Below are 16222 nucleotides of genomic sequence, written 5' to 3'. Positions count from 1 at the left end.
TAAGAGTAACAATTTCCTTAAAAATATTGAATTATAAAGGAGAATCGTATAATATAGGCGTTGATAATGATTTATCTACATCTTTGTAGTATAGAATTTGCAAAAATTGCCTACAAATGAAAGTAAGACTCATTTTATGATCATTATACAGTCTTATCTTTGGGAGGAGGTGAATGGCATGAACAAGACAGATTTAATCAATGCTGTTGCAGAAGCAAGTTCCCTTTCTAAAAAGGACGCAACAAAAGCAGTAGACGCTGTTTTTGATTCTATCTTAGAAGCTTTAAAACAAGGTGATAAAGTACAACTGATCGGATTCGGTAACTTCGAAGTTCGTGAGCGTGCGGCTCGTAAAGGTCGTAACCCACAAACAGGTGAGGAGATTGAAATCGCTGCAAGTAAAGTACCTGCATTCAAACCTGGTAAAGCGTTAAAAGATGCGGTTAAATAATCCTTACATATTAACAGGGAAGAAGAGTTTCCTTTTTGGGAACTCTTCTTTTTGCTTTTAAAAACATAAATATGCTAGAATGTGTTCGTATCACTTTTAGGTTTTCGGGAGGGCTAGCGGATGGCAAAAGTTAATTTAGAACAAATTGAACATGCAGTACGCCTTATTTTAGAGGCGATTGGGGATGACCCAAATCGTGAGGGAGTACTTGATACACCAAAGCGTGTTGCAAAAATGTACGCAGAAGTGTTCTCAGGTATGCATGAAAATCCGAAAGAGCATTTGCATAAAGTATTCGGAGAAGATCACGAAGAGCTTGTACTAGTAAAAGATATACCATTTTATTCGATGTGTGAGCATCATTTAGTACCATTCTATGGAGTTGCTCACGTTGCATATATTCCGCAAGGTGGAAAGGTAACAGGGTTAAGTAAATTAGCTCGTACCGTAGATACAATTGCACGTCGCCCACAACTGCAAGAACGTATTACATCAACAGTAGCGAACTCTATTATGGAAGTACTAGAGCCTCATGGTGTAATGGTAGTAGTAGAAGCAGAACATATGTGTATGACGATGCGTGGTGTGAAAAAACCAGGTGCGAAAACAGTAACGACAGCAGTGCGTGGTGTGCTTGAAAATGATGCTGCAGCGCGCAGTGAAATTTTATCGTTTATTAAAACGAAGTAAAGAAAAGCGGGAAACTGCTTTTCTTTTTTTTTTTTAGTAAATAAATGATATAGTTTTAACTAGACAGAGTGAGATTAGAAAGATTGCTTACATGAATGGTAGGTGTAGCCAAGTTTTGGTTATAGAAAATAGAGTGTATGTGTTATAATAAGTTTTATGAATTAGAAAACAAGGGTGATTTTTTGTGTGTGACATCTACGGAGGGTATGCGGGTATAAAAGAAAAATTGATGGAGAAATTACGCCATCCTTATTTTATAAACTATATTGAAGAACCATTTATTGATGAAGAAAAGATAGCATTGTTATATGGTGCTTTAAAGAGTGCAAACTTACATATAGAACAAATTGAGCATTACGTAGTAACAATTATGCTTGTACAAATTGCGCTTGATACGCATGAAAGGGTATCAAATAAAGCAGGCGAGGAAGAGATTGGATTCCATAAATGTCGTCAATTAACAGTACTTGCAGGCGATTACTATAGTGGACTATATTATTATTTATTGTCTATGAATCGTGATATTGTTTTAATTCGTGCACTTGCTGAAGGAATTAAAGAGATAAATGAACACAAAATTATGTTATACCAAAAAGCGCATGAAACGACGGATGACATAATGAAAAGCATAGTAACGATTGAGTCTGCGCTCCTTCAAAAAACATGTGATCATTTTCAGTTATCACATTGGAAGCCATTTATCACATACGTATTAGGTGGAAATCGCCTTCAAAAAGAAATTCAATTGTATGCTGATAAGCAACATTCACCTGTTTTTCAAGCTATGCAAGATGCTTTAGGGGATAAAGCAGAAGTAGTGATTAATGGTTGGATGAAGGAATTGAGAAAGAAAGAAAAACAATTTTTAGAAAATCACACAGACATAAATGAAATAAATTCTGTGTTAAGGAATAAATAGAAGACATAAGCAATTTTACATTGGAAGAAGGTACGAGCATGCAACAATCAAAAGAAGAAAGAGTACATGACGTATTTGAAAAGATTTCTGATAAATACGATGTGATGAATTCTGTAATTAGTTTTCAAAGACATAAAGCGTGGCGGAAAGAAACGATGCGAATTATGGATGTACAACCAGGCAGTCAAGCGCTTGATGTATGCTGTGGAACCGCAGATTGGACAATTGCGCTAGCTGGAGCCGTAGGTGAGCAAGGAAAGGTTGTTGGCTTAGACTTCAGTGAAAATATGTTATCTGTCGGTAAGCAAAAGGTAGAGGCGTTACAATTAAAACAAGTAGAACTTCTACATGGGAATGCAATGGAACTTCCGTTTGAAGATAATACGTTTGATTATGTGACGATTGGGTTTGGTTTACGTAACGTACCGGATTATACGCACGTATTAAAAGAAATGACGCGTGTAGTAAAACCAGGTGGAAAAGTAATCTGTTTAGAAACATCTCAACCAACAATGATTGGTTTTCGACAAGGGTATATTTTATACTTTAAATATATCATGCCATTATTTGGAAAGATGTTTGCGAAAAGTTATAAAGAATATTCATGGCTTCAAGAATCTGCTAGTACGTTCCCAGGGATGAAAGAATTGGCTCAAATGTTTGAGCAAGCTGGACTTGAACGTGTGCAAGTGAAACCATTTACTTTTGGGGTAGCAGCAATGCATTTAGGTATTAAACCAGAATCAAAATAGAAAAAAGAAGTTTTAGGTTAAGGTGAACAATATGAAGTTACAACTTATGTACTCTTTTTTACGATCGGATATTAATGTGATAGAAAAAGAATTAAAAAAGACAGTCGCTTCTGAACAGCCATTAGTAGAAGAGGCAGCATTACAGCTTATTGAAGCTGGTGGGAAACGAATTCGTCCTGTATTTGTGTTGCTTGCAGGGAAATTTGGAGATTATAAGTTAGATGCGATTAAGCATGTTGCTGTTGCGTTAGAACTTATTCATATGGCTTCTCTTGTTCACGATGATGTTATTGATGCTGCATTTTTACGACGCGGCAGTGCGACTGTGAATGCGAAATGGGGAGATCGTATTGCGATGTATACAGGGGACTATCTGTTCGCTAAGTCTCTTGAATGTATAACCAATATCGAAATTCCAGAGGCACATCAAGCGTTATCACATACTATTTTAGAAGTCTGTAAAGGTGAAATTGAACAAATTAAAGATAAATACAATTATGACCAAAATTTAAGAACGTATTTAAGAAGAATAAAGCGAAAAACAGCATTATTAATTGCCGCGAGTTGTCAATTGGGAGCGATTGCTGCTGGTGCTAATCGTGATACGGTAAATCGTCTATTTTGGTATGGGTATTTTGTAGGAATGTCTTATCAAATTATTGATGACATTTTAGACTTCGTTTCTACAGAAGAGAAACTTGGAAAACCTGCTGGTGGAGATTTACTACAAGGGAATATTACACTTCCTGCTTTATATGCGATGGAAGATCCCGTACTTCGTCAGAAAATCACATCTGTACATGAAAATTCAACAGCAAGTGAAATGCAAGAAATTATTGATGCTGTAAAAAATAGTACAGCAATTGATCAAGCATTTGCGTTTAGTGAACGTTATTTACATAAAGCTTTAGAAATAATAAAACCACTCCCACGTGGAAAAGCAAAGTACGCATTACAAAATGTTGCAAAGTATATTGGAAAACGAAAATTTTAAGGTTTATTCTAAAAAATAAAATAATCTCTCTATTTCAAAACTATTGCACAATTGTGATAAGGGTGATAATATGTGTGTGGGGATATACAATTACATACATAATTCAGAAGTGGAGAGATTTTTTATGGAAAAAACATTTCTAATGGTAAAACCAGACGGTGTACAACGTGCCTTCATTGGGGAAATTGTAGCTCGTTTTGAGAAAAAAGGCTTTCAATTAGTTGGTGCAAAATTAATGCAAGTCACTCCAGAAATTGCTGGACAACACTACGCTGAGCATAAGGAAAAACCTTTCTTTGGTGAGTTAGTAGACTTTATTACATCTGGACCTGTATTCGCAATGGTATGGCAAGGTGAAGGTGTAGTAGATACAGCTCGTAACATGATGGGGAAAACAAGACCACATGAAGCAGCTCCTGGAACAATTCGTGGAGATTTCGGTGTAACTGTTGCGAAAAACATTATCCATGGTTCTGATTCTTTAGAAAGCGCAGAGCGCGAGATTGCTATTTTCTTTAAAGAAGAAGAATTAGTTGACTACTCAAAATTAATGAATGAATGGATTTACTAATTATTTTGAAATAATTTGTAAACGCTTTAATCACTGTGATAATAGTAAAAAGTGCAAGGAGAATAGGGGTATTCTTCTTGCACTTTTTTATTTTCAGTTAGTTACGAAGTTTGAACTGTTATGATATGTTGATATTTAAATTAGGACTATCGGAAATATAGAATAAGAAAATGGTCGATTTATGATATAATTTCTTTAATATTTTTAGAATGATAAAAGTTAATATAGTGAGATAAATACATATACGAAAAGAGGAATAACGTATGCGATATATTACAGCTGGTGAATCTCATGGTCCACAACTTACAACGATTATAGAAGGTGTTCCGGCAGGATTGTCTTTAGTAGCAGATGATATAAACGAAGAGTTAGCTAGAAGGCAAAAGGGATATGGGCGCGGTAGACGCATGCAAATTGAAACGGATCAAGTGCAAATTTTAAGTGGTGTTAGACATGGAGAAACATTAGGTTCCCCTATTGCACTTGTTGTTGAAAATCGTGATTTTGCACACTGGACAAAAATTATGGGGGCGGAGCCTTTAACTGAGCAAGAAGAAAAAGAGATGAAAAGGAAAGTGACAAAACCAAGGCCTGGGCATGCTGATTTAAATGGTGCGATTAAATATGGTCATAGAGATATGAGGAATGTACTGGAACGTTCGTCAGCGCGCGAAACGACGGTGCGTGTTGCTGCTGGTGCGGTTGCTAAAAAGGTGTTAGCAGAACTTGGTATTAAAGTAGCGGGCCATGTAATTGAAATTGGCGGTGTACAAGCTAAGGAGATTACGTATAGTTCAATTGAAGAATTAAAGAGTATTACCGAAGCATCTCCTGTACGTTGCTTAGATGACGAAGCTGGTAACCAAATGATGAAAGCGATTGATGATGCGAAAGCAAATGGTGATTCAATTGGTGGAATCGTTGAAGTAATTGTGGAAGGGATGCCAATTGGAGTAGGTAGCTACGTGCATTATGATCGAAAACTGGATGCGAAATTAGCAGCTGCAATTATGAGTATTAATGCTTTTAAAGGTGTCGAAATTGGAATTGGTTTTGAAGCAGCGCATAGACCAGGAAGTGAAGTTCATGATGAAATTCTGTGGAATGAGGAGCATGGATATACACGAAGAACAAATAATGCAGGGGGATTAGAAGGCGGTATGACGACTGGAATGCCAATTGTTGTGCGCGGTGTGATGAAACCGATACCTACACTTTATAAACCTCTTCAAAGTGTAGATATTGATACGAAAGAGCCTTTTACAGCGAGCATTGAACGTTCAGATAGTTGTGCAGTGCCAGCAGCTAGTGTCGTTGCAGAAGCGGTTGTGGCTTGGGAATTAGCGACAGCTTTAATAGAACAATTCGGATTAGATCGTATGGAACTAATTCGTGAAAATATTGAGAAACATAATGAATATGCGAGGGGATTTTAATGGGAAACATACATATTCAAACGAAATCAAAAGAATATGATGTACATGTTGGTAAAGAAGTGTTGTCAAACTTAACAACGATCGTTCAAAATATGCAGCCAGCGGTATCTAACGTAATGATCATTTCAGATGAAACTGTTGCATCACTACATTTACAGACAGTTATCGATGCATTACAAGTAGAGCAGCACGTGTTTTCGTTTGTTGTACCAAGTGGCGAAAAAGAGAAGTCTTTCGAAAATTTCTATGCGGCTCATACGTCAGCTCTTGAAAATAAATTAGATAGAAATTCTTTAATTCTTGCACTTGGAGGCGGAATGATTGGAGATTTAGCTGGTTTTGTTGCTGCATCGTTTATGCGTGGTATTCGCTTTGTGCAGGTTCCGACAACTTTATTAGCGCACGATAGCGCAGTGGGTGGGAAAGTAGCGATTAACCATCCGTTAGGTAAAAATATGATTGGTGCATTCCATCAGCCAGAAGCAGTTGTATATCATACACCTTTTTTACAGTCTCTTCCTGAAAAAGAGTGGCGTTCAGGTTATGCAGAGGTGATAAAGCATGCTCTTATCGGTGATGTGGAGCTATACCATTGGTTAAAAGAAGAAGTGCAAACATTAGCGGATCTTCATGATGAGAAGTTAATCCATATATTAACGAAGGCGATTCCTGTAAAGGCAAATGTTGTGTCACAAGATGAAACAGAGAAGGGTGTACGTGCTCATTTGAACTTTGGACATACGTTAGGACATGCTCTTGAAAAAGAGCTAGGGTATGGAAATATTACTCACGGTGACGGTGTAGCGGTTGGAATGTTATTCGCCATATTTTTAAGTGAGCAAGTGTACAAGGTTGATCTTGCTTATGAAGATATGAAGCAGTGGTTCTTGAAATACGGCTATCCAAAAATGCCAAGAGATTTGAATGTAGAGCGCCTCGTTCAATTGATGAAACAAGATAAGAAAGCAAATGCAGGAGCAATTCATATGGTGCTTATGCAGGAATATGGGGTAGTGAATGTCGTATCTATTTCAGATGAGACTGTTCATATTGCGTTAGAGGCATTTCAAAAAGATATGGTTTAAAATGATAGCGAAGTGCTGTGAAGTGCTCATTTAGAGGTATTCTCGTAATAGTGATGGTTATGACAAAAGATTACAGTAAGGGGCTATAACCGTATTGTAATCAAATTGAATGAAATGACTGGGGGAAGAAAAATGAGAGTGAAAGAGCAATTGTTAACTTTGAGAGCGTATGTGCCTGGGAAAAACATTGAAGAAGTAAAAAGAGAATATGGTTTATCAAAAATTGTGAAATTAGCATCCAATGAAAATCCATTCGGTTGCTCAGCACGTGTGACAGAAGCATTAACTTCTTTAGCGAGCCAATATGCCCTTTATCCAGATGGATATGCCTTTGAACTTCGGACAAAAGTAGCGGAACATTTAGGTGTAAAAGCAGAACAACTACTATTTGGTAGTGGATTAGATGAAGTCATTCAAATGATTAGCCGAGCGTTACTACATGAAGGAACAAACGTTGTAATGGCGAATCCTACGTTTTCACAATATCATCACCATGCTGTTATTGAAGGAGCAGAAGTTCGTGAAGTATCACTTAAAGATGGTATTCACGATTTAGATGCAATGCTAGAGCAAGTAGATGAGAAAACGAAAATTGTATGGATTTGTAATCCGAATAATCCAACAGGTACATATGTTGAGAAACAAAAATTACTTTCATTTTTAGAATCAGTTCCTAAGTCGGCTCTCGTTATTATGGACGAAGCATATTATGAATACGCGGAAGCAGAAGACTATCCGCAAACATTACCACTTCTTGAAAAGTATGAAAATCTTATGGTTTTACGCACGTTTTCAAAAGCATATGGTTTAGCTGCTTTTCGTATCGGATATGCGATTGGGGATGCGAAGTTAATCGGACAGCTAGAAGTAGCTAGGTTACCATTCAATACATCAACTGTAGCCCAATCTGTAGCACTTGCTGCATTAGAAGATCAAGCCTTTTTACAAGATTGTGTGCAAAAGAATGCTGAAGGTTTAAATCAGTATTATGCATTTTGTAAAGAATATAACGTATTCTATTATCCATCTCAAACAAATTTCATTTTCTTAAAACTCGGTATACCAGGTAATGAAGCTTTCGAACGATTAATGAAAAAAGGATATATCGTTCGTTCTGGTGCTGCATTTGGTATCGATGATGGTATTCGTATTACTGTCGGTTTGAAGGAAGAAAATGATGAAATTATAGAGTTACTGAAAGAGCTTGTAAATGAGCAAGTACAGAAAGAAGAAACATATTCTTAAGAGATTGTGAAGGCTCCTATTATAGGAGCCTTTTTTATCGCATTCAAAATAAAGGTTGAAGACTGCTAATTAAGTTATTCTGTAAACCACGGTTTGTATGGCTTGATAATTAGTGAGAGAAGTTATTTGCACGGTCATAAAAGAAAGCGGTACAATAGAAGATGATGATAAGGTATCGGTGTCATATCCGAACCTTTTGAACAATTAACTACTCTGTAGGAAGAAGTATAAGAAGAAGCATGCTCATTCTAAAGGTTGCGTTCTAACAGTGAGTTGCTTATGATAAATGAACAGAAGAGAATATTTTTTAGAATTAAAGGAGACGTTTATGCAAAAGTTTGAACAAGCTGTTTCATATATTGAAAATGGTGAAGCGGAAAAAGGATTACAATTATTAAAAGAACAATTAAAAATTGCGAATGATGAAGAGAAGTATGATATCGCTCGTTACTATCATACACTTGGATTTACAGATGAGGCATTAGCAATTACTGAAGACTTACGTTTACTGTATCCAGAAGAAAGTGAATTCACTGTATTTTTAGCAGAATTATATATTGATCTAGATAAAGAAGATGAAGCGATTGAAGTGCTTCATGATATTCCAGAAAATGACGATTTATATGTTCAATCGTTATTACTTGTTGCAGATTTATTCCAAATGCAAGGTTTTGATGATGTAGCAGAGCAAAAACTATTAAAGGCGAAAGAAATGATGCCTGATGAACCTGTTATTACGTTTGGGTTAGCAGAATTATATAGTAGTAAAGGTGAAGAACAAAAGGCAATTACTTATTATGAATCGCTATTAGCGGAACATAAAGTAATGGGTGGGGTTGTGATCGCACTTCGCCTCGCAGAAACGTTAAGCGCGATCGGAAACTGGGAAGAAGCGATTTCTTATTATGAAGCAGGCCTAGAGGAACAAAAAGATATTCACTCATTATTTGGATATGCCTTCACATTATACCAAGGTGAAGAATATCAGAGAGCAATCGGTGCTTGGCAAGAACTAAAAGAATTAGACCCTGAGTACGCATCACTGTACATGTATTTAGCGAAAAGCTATGAAAAAGAAGGAATGCTTCAAGAAAGCTATGAAACGCTTCATGAAGGAATTAAAGTAGATGAGCTTTCAGTTCCATTTTATGTAGAGTTAGCGAACATTGCGGCGAAATTAGGAAAAATAGTAGAAGCAGAGGAAGTTCTTCAAAAAGCGCTTGAGTTAGATCCAGGGCATTTAGGTGCAACATTAAAATATGCATATATCTTAAAAGAACAAGAAAAGTACGAAGAGTTAATTGCAATTGTAGAGCGTGCTATTGATAGTGGAGAACCAGATACACAACTACTTTGGGATCTTGCGTATGCAAAAAAACAATTAGAAATGTATTCGGATGCATTAAAACACTATGAAAGTGCATATACTTCTTTTAAGAATCATCCAGACTTCTTAGAAGAGTACGGTTATTTCTTATTGGAAGAAGGAAAACGAAAAGAGGCGAAAGAAGTATTTACCCAGTTATTACAACTAGACCCGACACAAATTCATATTGAAGAGTTGTTATATAATTTAGAGGATTTTTCATAAGTTGGAAGGAAACTGAATGCCGCTTCTTGAATCTAAAAAGAAAAGAGAAAGACAGAGGAGGGACTTAATTGCTATGAATACCCCTGTTTCTGTAAACGAGAAGAAGGATTTTGTAAAATGGTTTTTGAATAATTACCAACTGAAACAGCGTGAATGTGTATGGATTCTGAATTATTTAATGAGTCACGACCAATTGATGCATAAAGTCCACTTCGTAGAGCATGCAAAATATTGTCCGCGTGGCTTAGTGATGTCAGCGAATTGTGTGAAAGACACACCGTTTCACTTTTTTAAACAAAATGTTATGACAACAGATGCTGAAAAATCGTTTCATGATATTCGTTTAAATCGAGATGAGGATATTTATATTCAACTCAACTTTAAATCATCGTTTCAAAATGCGAATTATGTAGCTGTATTAGAAGAAAACCCATATCTACCAAAGCATATTGAAGTAAATGAAAAAGATCGTTTACTTGCAGAAAGGTTTTTGGAAGAAAGTGTATTTTCGTTTAGGAGAGAACGCCTTTTGAAACAAATTGATGAAGCGTTAGATAAGCAAGATAAGGAAGCGTTTCATAGATTAACGGCAGAGTTAAAAACTTTATAGAATTTATTTGGATTAATAAATTTTTACAAATTTCAGACTTTCATCAAGAAAAACTACCTATATTGGGTAGTTTTTCTTTTTTTACCTCTTTTAGTATGGTTTAATATATATAAAGTGAAAGTTCTGTCATTTGTAAGTGAAGGAGGGAAGGAATTTGAAGTGGATTGTAAAAGATGTGGAACAGTTTGAGCAAGCAAGAGAGTATGTTGATACAGGAGTAATACCGCTGTTATCAATTTCGGCAGCAAAAGAAATGAAAATGGTTGTAGAACAAGGTGAATTTATCGAATTGTTGAGCACGGAATTGGAAAGAGAGTATAAAGGAAGAGTGCTTTTACTGCCTGCGTTTACGTATTTGGTAGAAAGTCAAAAGAATGAAAAAGGTCGTTTGCAAGAATGGACAAATCATTTACGAAGTGAAGGTTTTAAGCATATTGCTTATGTTACAAGTGATTTTTCATGGAAAGAGGATATGCAAGAGTTACAGGGAGATTTGTTTTGGTTTCCTTCATTAGCATTAGAACAATTTAGTGATCAAGCAAAAAGAGAAGTTATTCATGCACATATAAAAAATATAATGGTGATGCTGGAAGAGAAATGGGGAAACTCATAATAAACAGAAAGTTCCTATTATTATGAGTAGTATGATATTGACCTGTGCATGAGCGTATTATATCATGATAGTGTCCTAGTTTTTATTTTTTATATAATTTATCACGAGGGGACAATTTCTGATAGAGGGGGGAAATTTTCGTGAGCGAGAAAGAACATCGCGTGTCAAGAAGACAATTTTTAAATTACACACTCACAGGGGTAGGAGGCTTTATGGCTGCTGGTATTTTAATGCCGATGACGCGATTTGCGCTTGATCCGGTGTTAAGAAAAGAAGCGGGAACAGATATGGTTGCTGTTGCGCAAGTAAAGGATATTACAACAGAGCCGAAGCGTTTCGATTTTAAAGTGAAGCAGGTTGATGGTTGGTACAAGTCTGAAGAACCAAAATCAGCTTGGGTTCATAAAGATGAAAGCGGAGACATTGTTGCGTTCTCTCCAGTATGTAAACATTTAGGATGTACAGTTAACTGGAATTCGGACAAAGCACATCCGAATCAATTCTTTTGCCCATGTCACGGGGGTCGTTATACAAAAGATGGGATTAACATTAAAGGTACGCCACCCCTTGCTCCGCTTGATGTGTACGAGTCTAAAGTGAAAGATGGAACGCTGTATCTAGGAAAAGCGAAGCCAAGAGGGGGTGCAAAGTAGATGTTAAATAAAATTTATGATTGGGTGGATGAAAGATTAGATATTACACCAATATGGCGTGATATCGCTGATCATGAAGTACCTGAACATGTAAACCCGGCACATCACTTTTCTGCATTCGTCTATTGCTTTGGAGGACTTACCTTTTTCGTTACTGTAATTCAAATTTTATCTGGAATGTTTTTGACGATGTATTATGTGCCTGATATTAAAAATGCTTGGGAATCAGTTTACTATTTACAAAATGAAGTTGCTTATGGGCAAATTGTTCGTGGTATGCACCACTGGGGTGCTAGTCTCGTAATTGTAATGATGTTTTTACATACACTCAGAGTTTTCTTCCAAGGTGCGTATAAAAAGCCCCGTGAGTTAAACTGGATTGTTGGTGTTCTTATTTTCTTTGTTATGTTAGGTCTTGGTTTTACCGGATATTTATTACCGTGGGATATGAAAGCTTTATTTGCTACAAAAGTAGGGATTCAAATTGCAGAGCAAACACCGCTCATTGGTCCTTATATTAAAACATTACTCGCTGGTCATTCCGAAATTGTTGGCGCTCAAACATTAACTCGCTTCTTTGCTATTCACGTCTTCTTCTTACCAGCAGCACTTCTAGGTTTAATGGCCTTCCACTTCATCATGATTCGCAAACAAGGTATTTCCGGTCCACTATAAGAGATTGCTAAATTAAAGGGGAAAGAACTAAAGGAGGGAGATTATGCATCGCGGCAAAGGGATGAAGTTTGTAGGAGATTCTCGGGTACCAGTAGCTCGGAAACCAAATATTCCAAAAGACTATTCTGAATACCCAGGGAAAACAGAAGCATTTTGGCCGAACTTCTTGTTAAAAGAATGGATGGTTGGTGCAGTTTTTTTAATCGGTTATTTATGTTTAACAGTGGCGCATCCGTCGCCGCTTGAGAGAATGGCGGACCCAACAGATGCTGGATATATACCACTTCCAGATTGGTATTTCTTATTCTTGTATCAGTTATTAAAGTATTCGTATGCTTCCGGTTCATTTACTGTAATTGGAGCATTTATTATGCCAGGGATTGCGTTTGGAGCATTACTGTTAGCTCCATTTCTTGATCGAGGTCCAGAAAGACGTCCATTGAAGCGTCCTGTGGCAACTGGATTTATGCTTTTAGCAATTGCATCGATTATCTTTTTAACTTGGGAATCTGTAGCACACCACGACTGGGAAGCTGCAAAAAAACAAGGAGCAATTGTAAAAACAGCGCCAGTTGATAAAAATGATGATGGCTATAAATTAATGCAAAAAAATACTTGTTTAACATGTCATGGTGACAATTTACAAGGCGGGGCAGCAGCACCGGCACTGCAAAACTTAACTTTAAAGCCAGAAGAAATTGCTAAAATTGCGAAAGAGGGAAAAGGTTCAATGCCTAAAGGTGTATTTAAAGGTACGGATGAGGAACTGAAGAAGCTTTCGGAATTCGTTGCAAAGTATAATAAAAAATAATAAAAAAGCTGACTACAAAATTTGTAGTCAGCTTTTCTATTTAGTTGGATGAAGTTTGTTATAATAGAGTAGGATTTAGTGAATGAATTACTTTGCTTGAAAGGTGTTGGACATACGGATTGGTGTACTTGTATGCAATGTTAAGACAACGCTCGGTATTATTATTTTTATTAATTGTTAACTTATTAGGTACAATTTATGGATTTATATGGTACGGAAATCAATTGAAAGAAACGTCACCTATATTTTGGCCGTTTGTACCAGATAGTCCTATGGCGACTCTCTTTTTTGTCTTTGTTTTAATTGCTTTTTTGGCAAAGAGAAACTGGGGATTAATAGAAGCGTTAGCGATTGTAACTTTAATAAAATATGGTATTTGGGCTGTTGTTGTAAACGCGATTATGATTTACGTAAAAGGGCCCATAGGCCTTATGGGCTACATGTTAATGCTTTCGCACTTCGCGATGGCAATACAAGGATTTTTATATGCTCCATTCTATCGTATAAAAAAATGGCATTTTATAGTAGCAGCTGTGTGGACGTTGCATAACGATGCAATTGATTATTTATTTTGGCAAATGCCGCGATATGGAATTATGCATTTGTTTGTAGAGGAAATTGGTTATTTTACGTTTTGGTTAAGTATTGCTGTACTATGTATTACATATTATTGTTGCTTACGTGAGCAAAGAAAACAATTTTTTTTATGATGGTTAGAACATTTAGGGGGAGAACATGGAGAAAAATAAGAGTGGTACAAAAATATTGGATCGATTGATTACTTTAGTTGTTTCATATAGCATAGCATTTTCTATTTTTGCACTCGCAACAACGGCAGTTGTGTATGGAAAATGGTTGTATTATTTTGAAATTGATTTTTTAAATATTCCTGATTTAGCGGATATGACGAAGGATGAAATTAAAAGAAATTACGATGTGCTTATTACATATTTATCCCCGTTTTATGACGGAGCATTACATTTGCCCACATTAGATATGTCCACAAATGGCCGTATTCATTTTGTAGATGTTAAAAATATTTTAGTAAAGATTCAATATGTGATGTATGCGACAATTATGATTGCAGTGATAGGCGGAATTTATTTATTAAAAAAGAAAAATGAAAAGTTTTTACTGCACGGATCGATTTTAACAATCATTTTTCCGATAGCGCTTATGTTACCAATTGCTATTAATTTTGAAAAGAGTTTTGTATTATTCCATAAACTTTTATTTAGTAATGATTATTGGGTTTTTGATCCTGAAAAGGATCCAATTATATTAATGTTACCAGAAGAGTTCTTTATGCATGCTGCGTGTGCTATTTTATTATTCATTTTAGGTGGGAGTATACTTTGTTACAGCTTATATAGATATTTCGTAAAAAAGAAAAGGATGTCACAGAAAAAATTCTCTGCTTAAAGAGAATTTTTTCTTTGTAAAACGATAATATATTTTTCGGTCTAGTTCTGTTCTATTCTTGTCCAAATTAACATATTTTGTACTAGTAGTTATAGGGGGGACCGGGATGAAGAGAACATTAATTGGATTGATAGCATTTCTAATTATAATGTTTCCGTTACGTATATATGCTGAAGAGTGGAATGAGCTAACAGGGTTGTTAGACGACTCGTTACAGTTAGTGAAGCGTAATGAAGATGAAAAAGCGGTACAAGTATTACAACATTTCTCGGAGCAGTTTTTAATAAAGGGGAATGAAAAGAAGCAGGAAGTAACACCAGATCAAGTTAGAGTTATTTCTTTAGCTTACGATAAGGCGCAACAATCGCTCTCTGAAGAAGGTTTAGGTAAGCAAGCTAAAATTGATAATGTGCTGGCATTACAACTTGCTGTTGATGCACAAGTATCGAAATATCAACCACTTTGGATGGAAAGAGAAAGGAAAGTAATGGATGCCTTTTCTCAAATGGAAAAAGCGATGGAAAAAGAAGATGCTGGGCAGTTTCAACAAACGTTAAATACGTTTTTAAATGAATTCAATATTATTTATCCAAGCTTAATGATTGCTTTGCCAGAAAACGAGGTCCAGCGTGTAAATGTTCATTTATCTTATTTAGATGAATTTCGTAACGTTATGTTAAAAACGAAAGGCGGCCAAATGCAATTAGGGATTATTAAAGGGGATTTGCAAAAGATATTTCACACAGTAAAAAAAGATGAAATTGCACCCTCTCTCATTTGGTTTATGACAATTACTGGGGGACTTATTTTATTCACATTAACTTATGTTGGATGGAGAAAGTATAAAGGAGAGAGAGAGAAAAGAAAAAGTAATGTACATTCTAAAAATAGATAATGCAATAAATAAAGATATGGATTGTAAGGTTTATTCATTGACAATAGTGGCAGAAGAAAATAGAATGAGAAGTACTATAATTAAAACTTCAATGGAGGTTCATGATGTTTTATTTAATTTACTTCGCGATCATAATGATCATACCGTTGTATGCACAGTCAAGAGTACGTAGTGCCTATAGCAAGTATTCACAAGTTTATTCAACATCAGGTATGACAGGAGCGGAAGTGGCTCGAAAAATTTTAGATGAAAATGGATTATACAACGTAGCTGTAGAAGAAACACCAGGTCATTTATCAGACCATTATGATCCAACCGCTAAGACGGTTCGATTATCAACGGATAACTATTATGGACATTCAGTTGCTGGTACAGCAGTTGCAGCACACGAAGTAGGACACGCAATTCAAGATGCACAAGATTATAACTTTATGCGTATTCGTCATTCGTTAGTTCCTGTGGCTAATTTTGGATCGAATATATCATGGGTATTTATTATGATTGGTATATTTGCGACAATGTCAAAACTATTGTTATTAGGTATCATTTTAATGGCAGCAGGTGTTGTGTTCCAGCTCGTTACATTGCCAGTTGAGTTTGATGCGTCAAAGCGCGCAATGCAACAAATTGAAGCGTTAGGTATTGTATCAACAGATGAATATGGGCAAGCTCGTAAAGTATTAAATGCGGCAGCATTAACATATGTAGCAGCTGCAGCTGTAGCGGTATTTGAATTATTACGTCTCGTATTAATGTATACTGGTATGCAGCGTAGCGACGACTAAAGACTATCAATTTTGATAGTCTTT

At 36.0% G+C, this 16222-nt stretch carries 19 protein-coding genes; all 19 read left to right on the top strand.

Annotated features, from left to right (window positions below; genetic code table 11):
• Positions 1-178: 178 nt before the first annotated feature.
• The 19 genes from HMAS_RS16650 to HMAS_RS16560 all read left to right on the top strand — a co-directional run bounded on the left by HMAS_RS16650 (position 179) and on the right by HMAS_RS16560 (position 16198).
• Positions 179-451, top strand: coding sequence for an HU family DNA-binding protein (locus HMAS_RS16650; RefSeq protein WP_001043860.1), 273 nt, complete (start codon positions 179-181; stop codon positions 449-451).
• 120 nt (positions 452-571) lie between these two features.
• Entirely contained in the window at positions 572-1141 is a 570-nt protein-coding gene (gene folE / locus HMAS_RS16645; protein WP_044306988.1) for a GTP cyclohydrolase I FolE, read from the top strand.
• Positions 1142-1325: 184 nt separating this feature from the next.
• Positions 1326-2060, top strand: coding sequence for a heptaprenyl diphosphate synthase component 1 (locus tag HMAS_RS16640; protein WP_000332854.1), 735 nt, complete (start codon positions 1326-1328; stop codon positions 2058-2060).
• Positions 2061-2098: 38 nt separating this feature from the next.
• On the top strand, positions 2099-2812 hold the full coding sequence (gene menG / locus HMAS_RS16635) for a 2-heptaprenyl-1,4-naphthoquinone methyltransferase (protein ID WP_116344927.1): 714 nt from the start codon (positions 2099-2101) through the stop codon (positions 2810-2812).
• Between the two features lie 31 nt (positions 2813-2843).
• Positions 2844-3806: a heptaprenyl diphosphate synthase component II gene (gene hepT, locus HMAS_RS16630; protein ID WP_000776077.1), complete on the top strand. Its 963-nt coding sequence runs from the start codon at positions 2844-2846 to the stop codon at positions 3804-3806.
• A 124-nt stretch (positions 3807-3930) separates the two neighbouring features.
• Positions 3931-4377, top strand: a complete 447-nt coding sequence (ndk, locus tag HMAS_RS16625; protein WP_000415883.1) for a nucleoside-diphosphate kinase — start codon at positions 3931-3933, stop codon at positions 4375-4377.
• A 263-nt stretch (positions 4378-4640) separates the two neighbouring features.
• Positions 4641-5813, top strand: coding sequence for a chorismate synthase (gene aroC / locus HMAS_RS16620; RefSeq protein WP_001269384.1), 1173 nt, complete (start codon positions 4641-4643; stop codon positions 5811-5813).
• Positions 5813-6898, top strand: coding sequence for a 3-dehydroquinate synthase (aroB, locus tag HMAS_RS16615; RefSeq protein ID WP_116344926.1), 1086 nt, complete (start codon positions 5813-5815; stop codon positions 6896-6898). The genes aroC and aroB overlap by 1 nt, the downstream gene beginning before the upstream one ends.
• A 132-nt stretch (positions 6899-7030) precedes the next feature.
• Entirely contained in the window at positions 7031-8143 is a 1113-nt protein-coding gene (hisC, locus tag HMAS_RS16610; protein WP_001264023.1) for a histidinol-phosphate transaminase, read from the top strand.
• 328 nt (positions 8144-8471) lie between these two features.
• A complete protein-coding gene (locus HMAS_RS16605; protein ID WP_001168671.1) occupies positions 8472-9734 on the top strand; it encodes a tetratricopeptide repeat protein in 1263 nt (420 codons plus the stop codon).
• 73 nt (positions 9735-9807) lie between these two features.
• The gene (locus HMAS_RS16600) at positions 9808-10344 is read left to right on the top strand and encodes a ReoY family proteolytic degradation factor (RefSeq protein WP_001095925.1); all 537 of its coding nucleotides are present in this window, start codon (positions 9808-9810) and stop codon (positions 10342-10344) included.
• Positions 10345-10498: 154 nt separating this feature from the next.
• Entirely contained in the window at positions 10499-10957 is a 459-nt protein-coding gene (locus HMAS_RS16595; protein WP_000871313.1) for a YpiF family protein, read from the top strand.
• Between the two features lie 140 nt (positions 10958-11097).
• Positions 11098-11610, top strand: a complete 513-nt coding sequence (gene qcrA, locus HMAS_RS16590) for a menaquinol-cytochrome c reductase iron-sulfur subunit (protein WP_001290418.1) — start codon at positions 11098-11100, stop codon at positions 11608-11610.
• Positions 11611-12285: a menaquinol-cytochrome c reductase cytochrome b subunit gene (qcrB, locus tag HMAS_RS16585; protein WP_000932700.1), complete on the top strand. Its 675-nt coding sequence runs from the start codon at positions 11611-11613 to the stop codon at positions 12283-12285.
• 43 nt (positions 12286-12328) lie between these two features.
• Positions 12329-13096: a menaquinol-cytochrome c reductase cytochrome b/c subunit gene (gene qcrC / locus HMAS_RS16580; protein ID WP_000554603.1), complete on the top strand. Its 768-nt coding sequence runs from the start codon at positions 12329-12331 to the stop codon at positions 13094-13096.
• Between the two features lie 119 nt (positions 13097-13215).
• Positions 13216-13806: a DUF1405 domain-containing protein gene (locus HMAS_RS16575; RefSeq protein ID WP_116344925.1), complete on the top strand. Its 591-nt coding sequence runs from the start codon at positions 13216-13218 to the stop codon at positions 13804-13806.
• A gap of 25 nt (positions 13807-13831) precedes the next feature.
• On the top strand, positions 13832-14518 hold the full coding sequence (locus HMAS_RS16570) for a TIGR01906 family membrane protein (RefSeq protein ID WP_000414377.1): 687 nt from the start codon (positions 13832-13834) through the stop codon (positions 14516-14518).
• Between the two features lie 106 nt (positions 14519-14624).
• Entirely contained in the window at positions 14625-15413 is a 789-nt protein-coding gene (gene ypjB / locus HMAS_RS16565; RefSeq protein ID WP_000831584.1) for a sporulation protein YpjB, read from the top strand.
• 101 nt (positions 15414-15514) lie between these two features.
• The gene (locus HMAS_RS16560; protein WP_011109966.1) at positions 15515-16198 is read left to right on the top strand and encodes a zinc metallopeptidase; all 684 of its coding nucleotides are present in this window, start codon (positions 15515-15517) and stop codon (positions 16196-16198) included.
• Positions 16199-16222: the final 24 nt, after the last annotated feature.

Source organism: Bacillus sp. HMA207, assembly GCF_003402455.1.
In the GTDB taxonomy this organism is placed as follows: domain Bacteria; phylum Bacillota; class Bacilli; order Bacillales; family Bacillaceae_G; genus Bacillus_A; species Bacillus_A cereus.
Note: the sequence above shows the minus strand (reverse complement) of the source record. Positions and strands in the feature narration are given on the sequence as shown.

What these genes read in the sequence shown, in the direction of transcription:
- hepT (WP_000776077.1), top strand. Translation starts at nt 2,844, where the DNA reads ATGAAGTTACAACTTATGTACTCTTTTTTACGATCGGATATTAATGTG.
- HMAS_RS16570 (WP_000414377.1), top strand. Translation starts at nt 13,832, where the DNA reads ATGGAGAAAAATAAGAGTGGTACAAAAATATTGGATCGATTGATTACT.
- folE (WP_044306988.1), top strand. Translation starts at nt 572, where the DNA reads ATGGCAAAAGTTAATTTAGAACAAATTGAACATGCAGTACGCCTTATT.
- aroB (WP_116344926.1), top strand. Translation starts at nt 5,813, where the DNA reads ATGGGAAACATACATATTCAAACGAAATCAAAAGAATATGATGTACAT.
- qcrB (WP_000932700.1), top strand. Translation starts at nt 11,611, where the DNA reads ATGTTAAATAAAATTTATGATTGGGTGGATGAAAGATTAGATATTACA.
- aroC (WP_001269384.1), top strand. Translation starts at nt 4,641, where the DNA reads ATGCGATATATTACAGCTGGTGAATCTCATGGTCCACAACTTACAACG.
- HMAS_RS16650 (WP_001043860.1), top strand. Translation starts at nt 179, where the DNA reads ATGAACAAGACAGATTTAATCAATGCTGTTGCAGAAGCAAGTTCCCTT.
- menG (WP_116344927.1), top strand. Translation starts at nt 2,099, where the DNA reads ATGCAACAATCAAAAGAAGAAAGAGTACATGACGTATTTGAAAAGATT.
- HMAS_RS16560 (WP_011109966.1), top strand. Translation starts at nt 15,515, where the DNA reads ATGATGTTTTATTTAATTTACTTCGCGATCATAATGATCATACCGTTG.
- HMAS_RS16605 (WP_001168671.1), top strand. Translation starts at nt 8,472, where the DNA reads ATGCAAAAGTTTGAACAAGCTGTTTCATATATTGAAAATGGTGAAGCG.
- hisC (WP_001264023.1), top strand. Translation starts at nt 7,031, where the DNA reads ATGAGAGTGAAAGAGCAATTGTTAACTTTGAGAGCGTATGTGCCTGGG.
- ypjB (WP_000831584.1), top strand. Translation starts at nt 14,625, where the DNA reads ATGAAGAGAACATTAATTGGATTGATAGCATTTCTAATTATAATGTTT.
- qcrC (WP_000554603.1), top strand. Translation starts at nt 12,329, where the DNA reads ATGCATCGCGGCAAAGGGATGAAGTTTGTAGGAGATTCTCGGGTACCA.
- HMAS_RS16600 (WP_001095925.1), top strand. Translation starts at nt 9,808, where the DNA reads ATGAATACCCCTGTTTCTGTAAACGAGAAGAAGGATTTTGTAAAATGG.
- ndk (WP_000415883.1), top strand. Translation starts at nt 3,931, where the DNA reads ATGGAAAAAACATTTCTAATGGTAAAACCAGACGGTGTACAACGTGCC.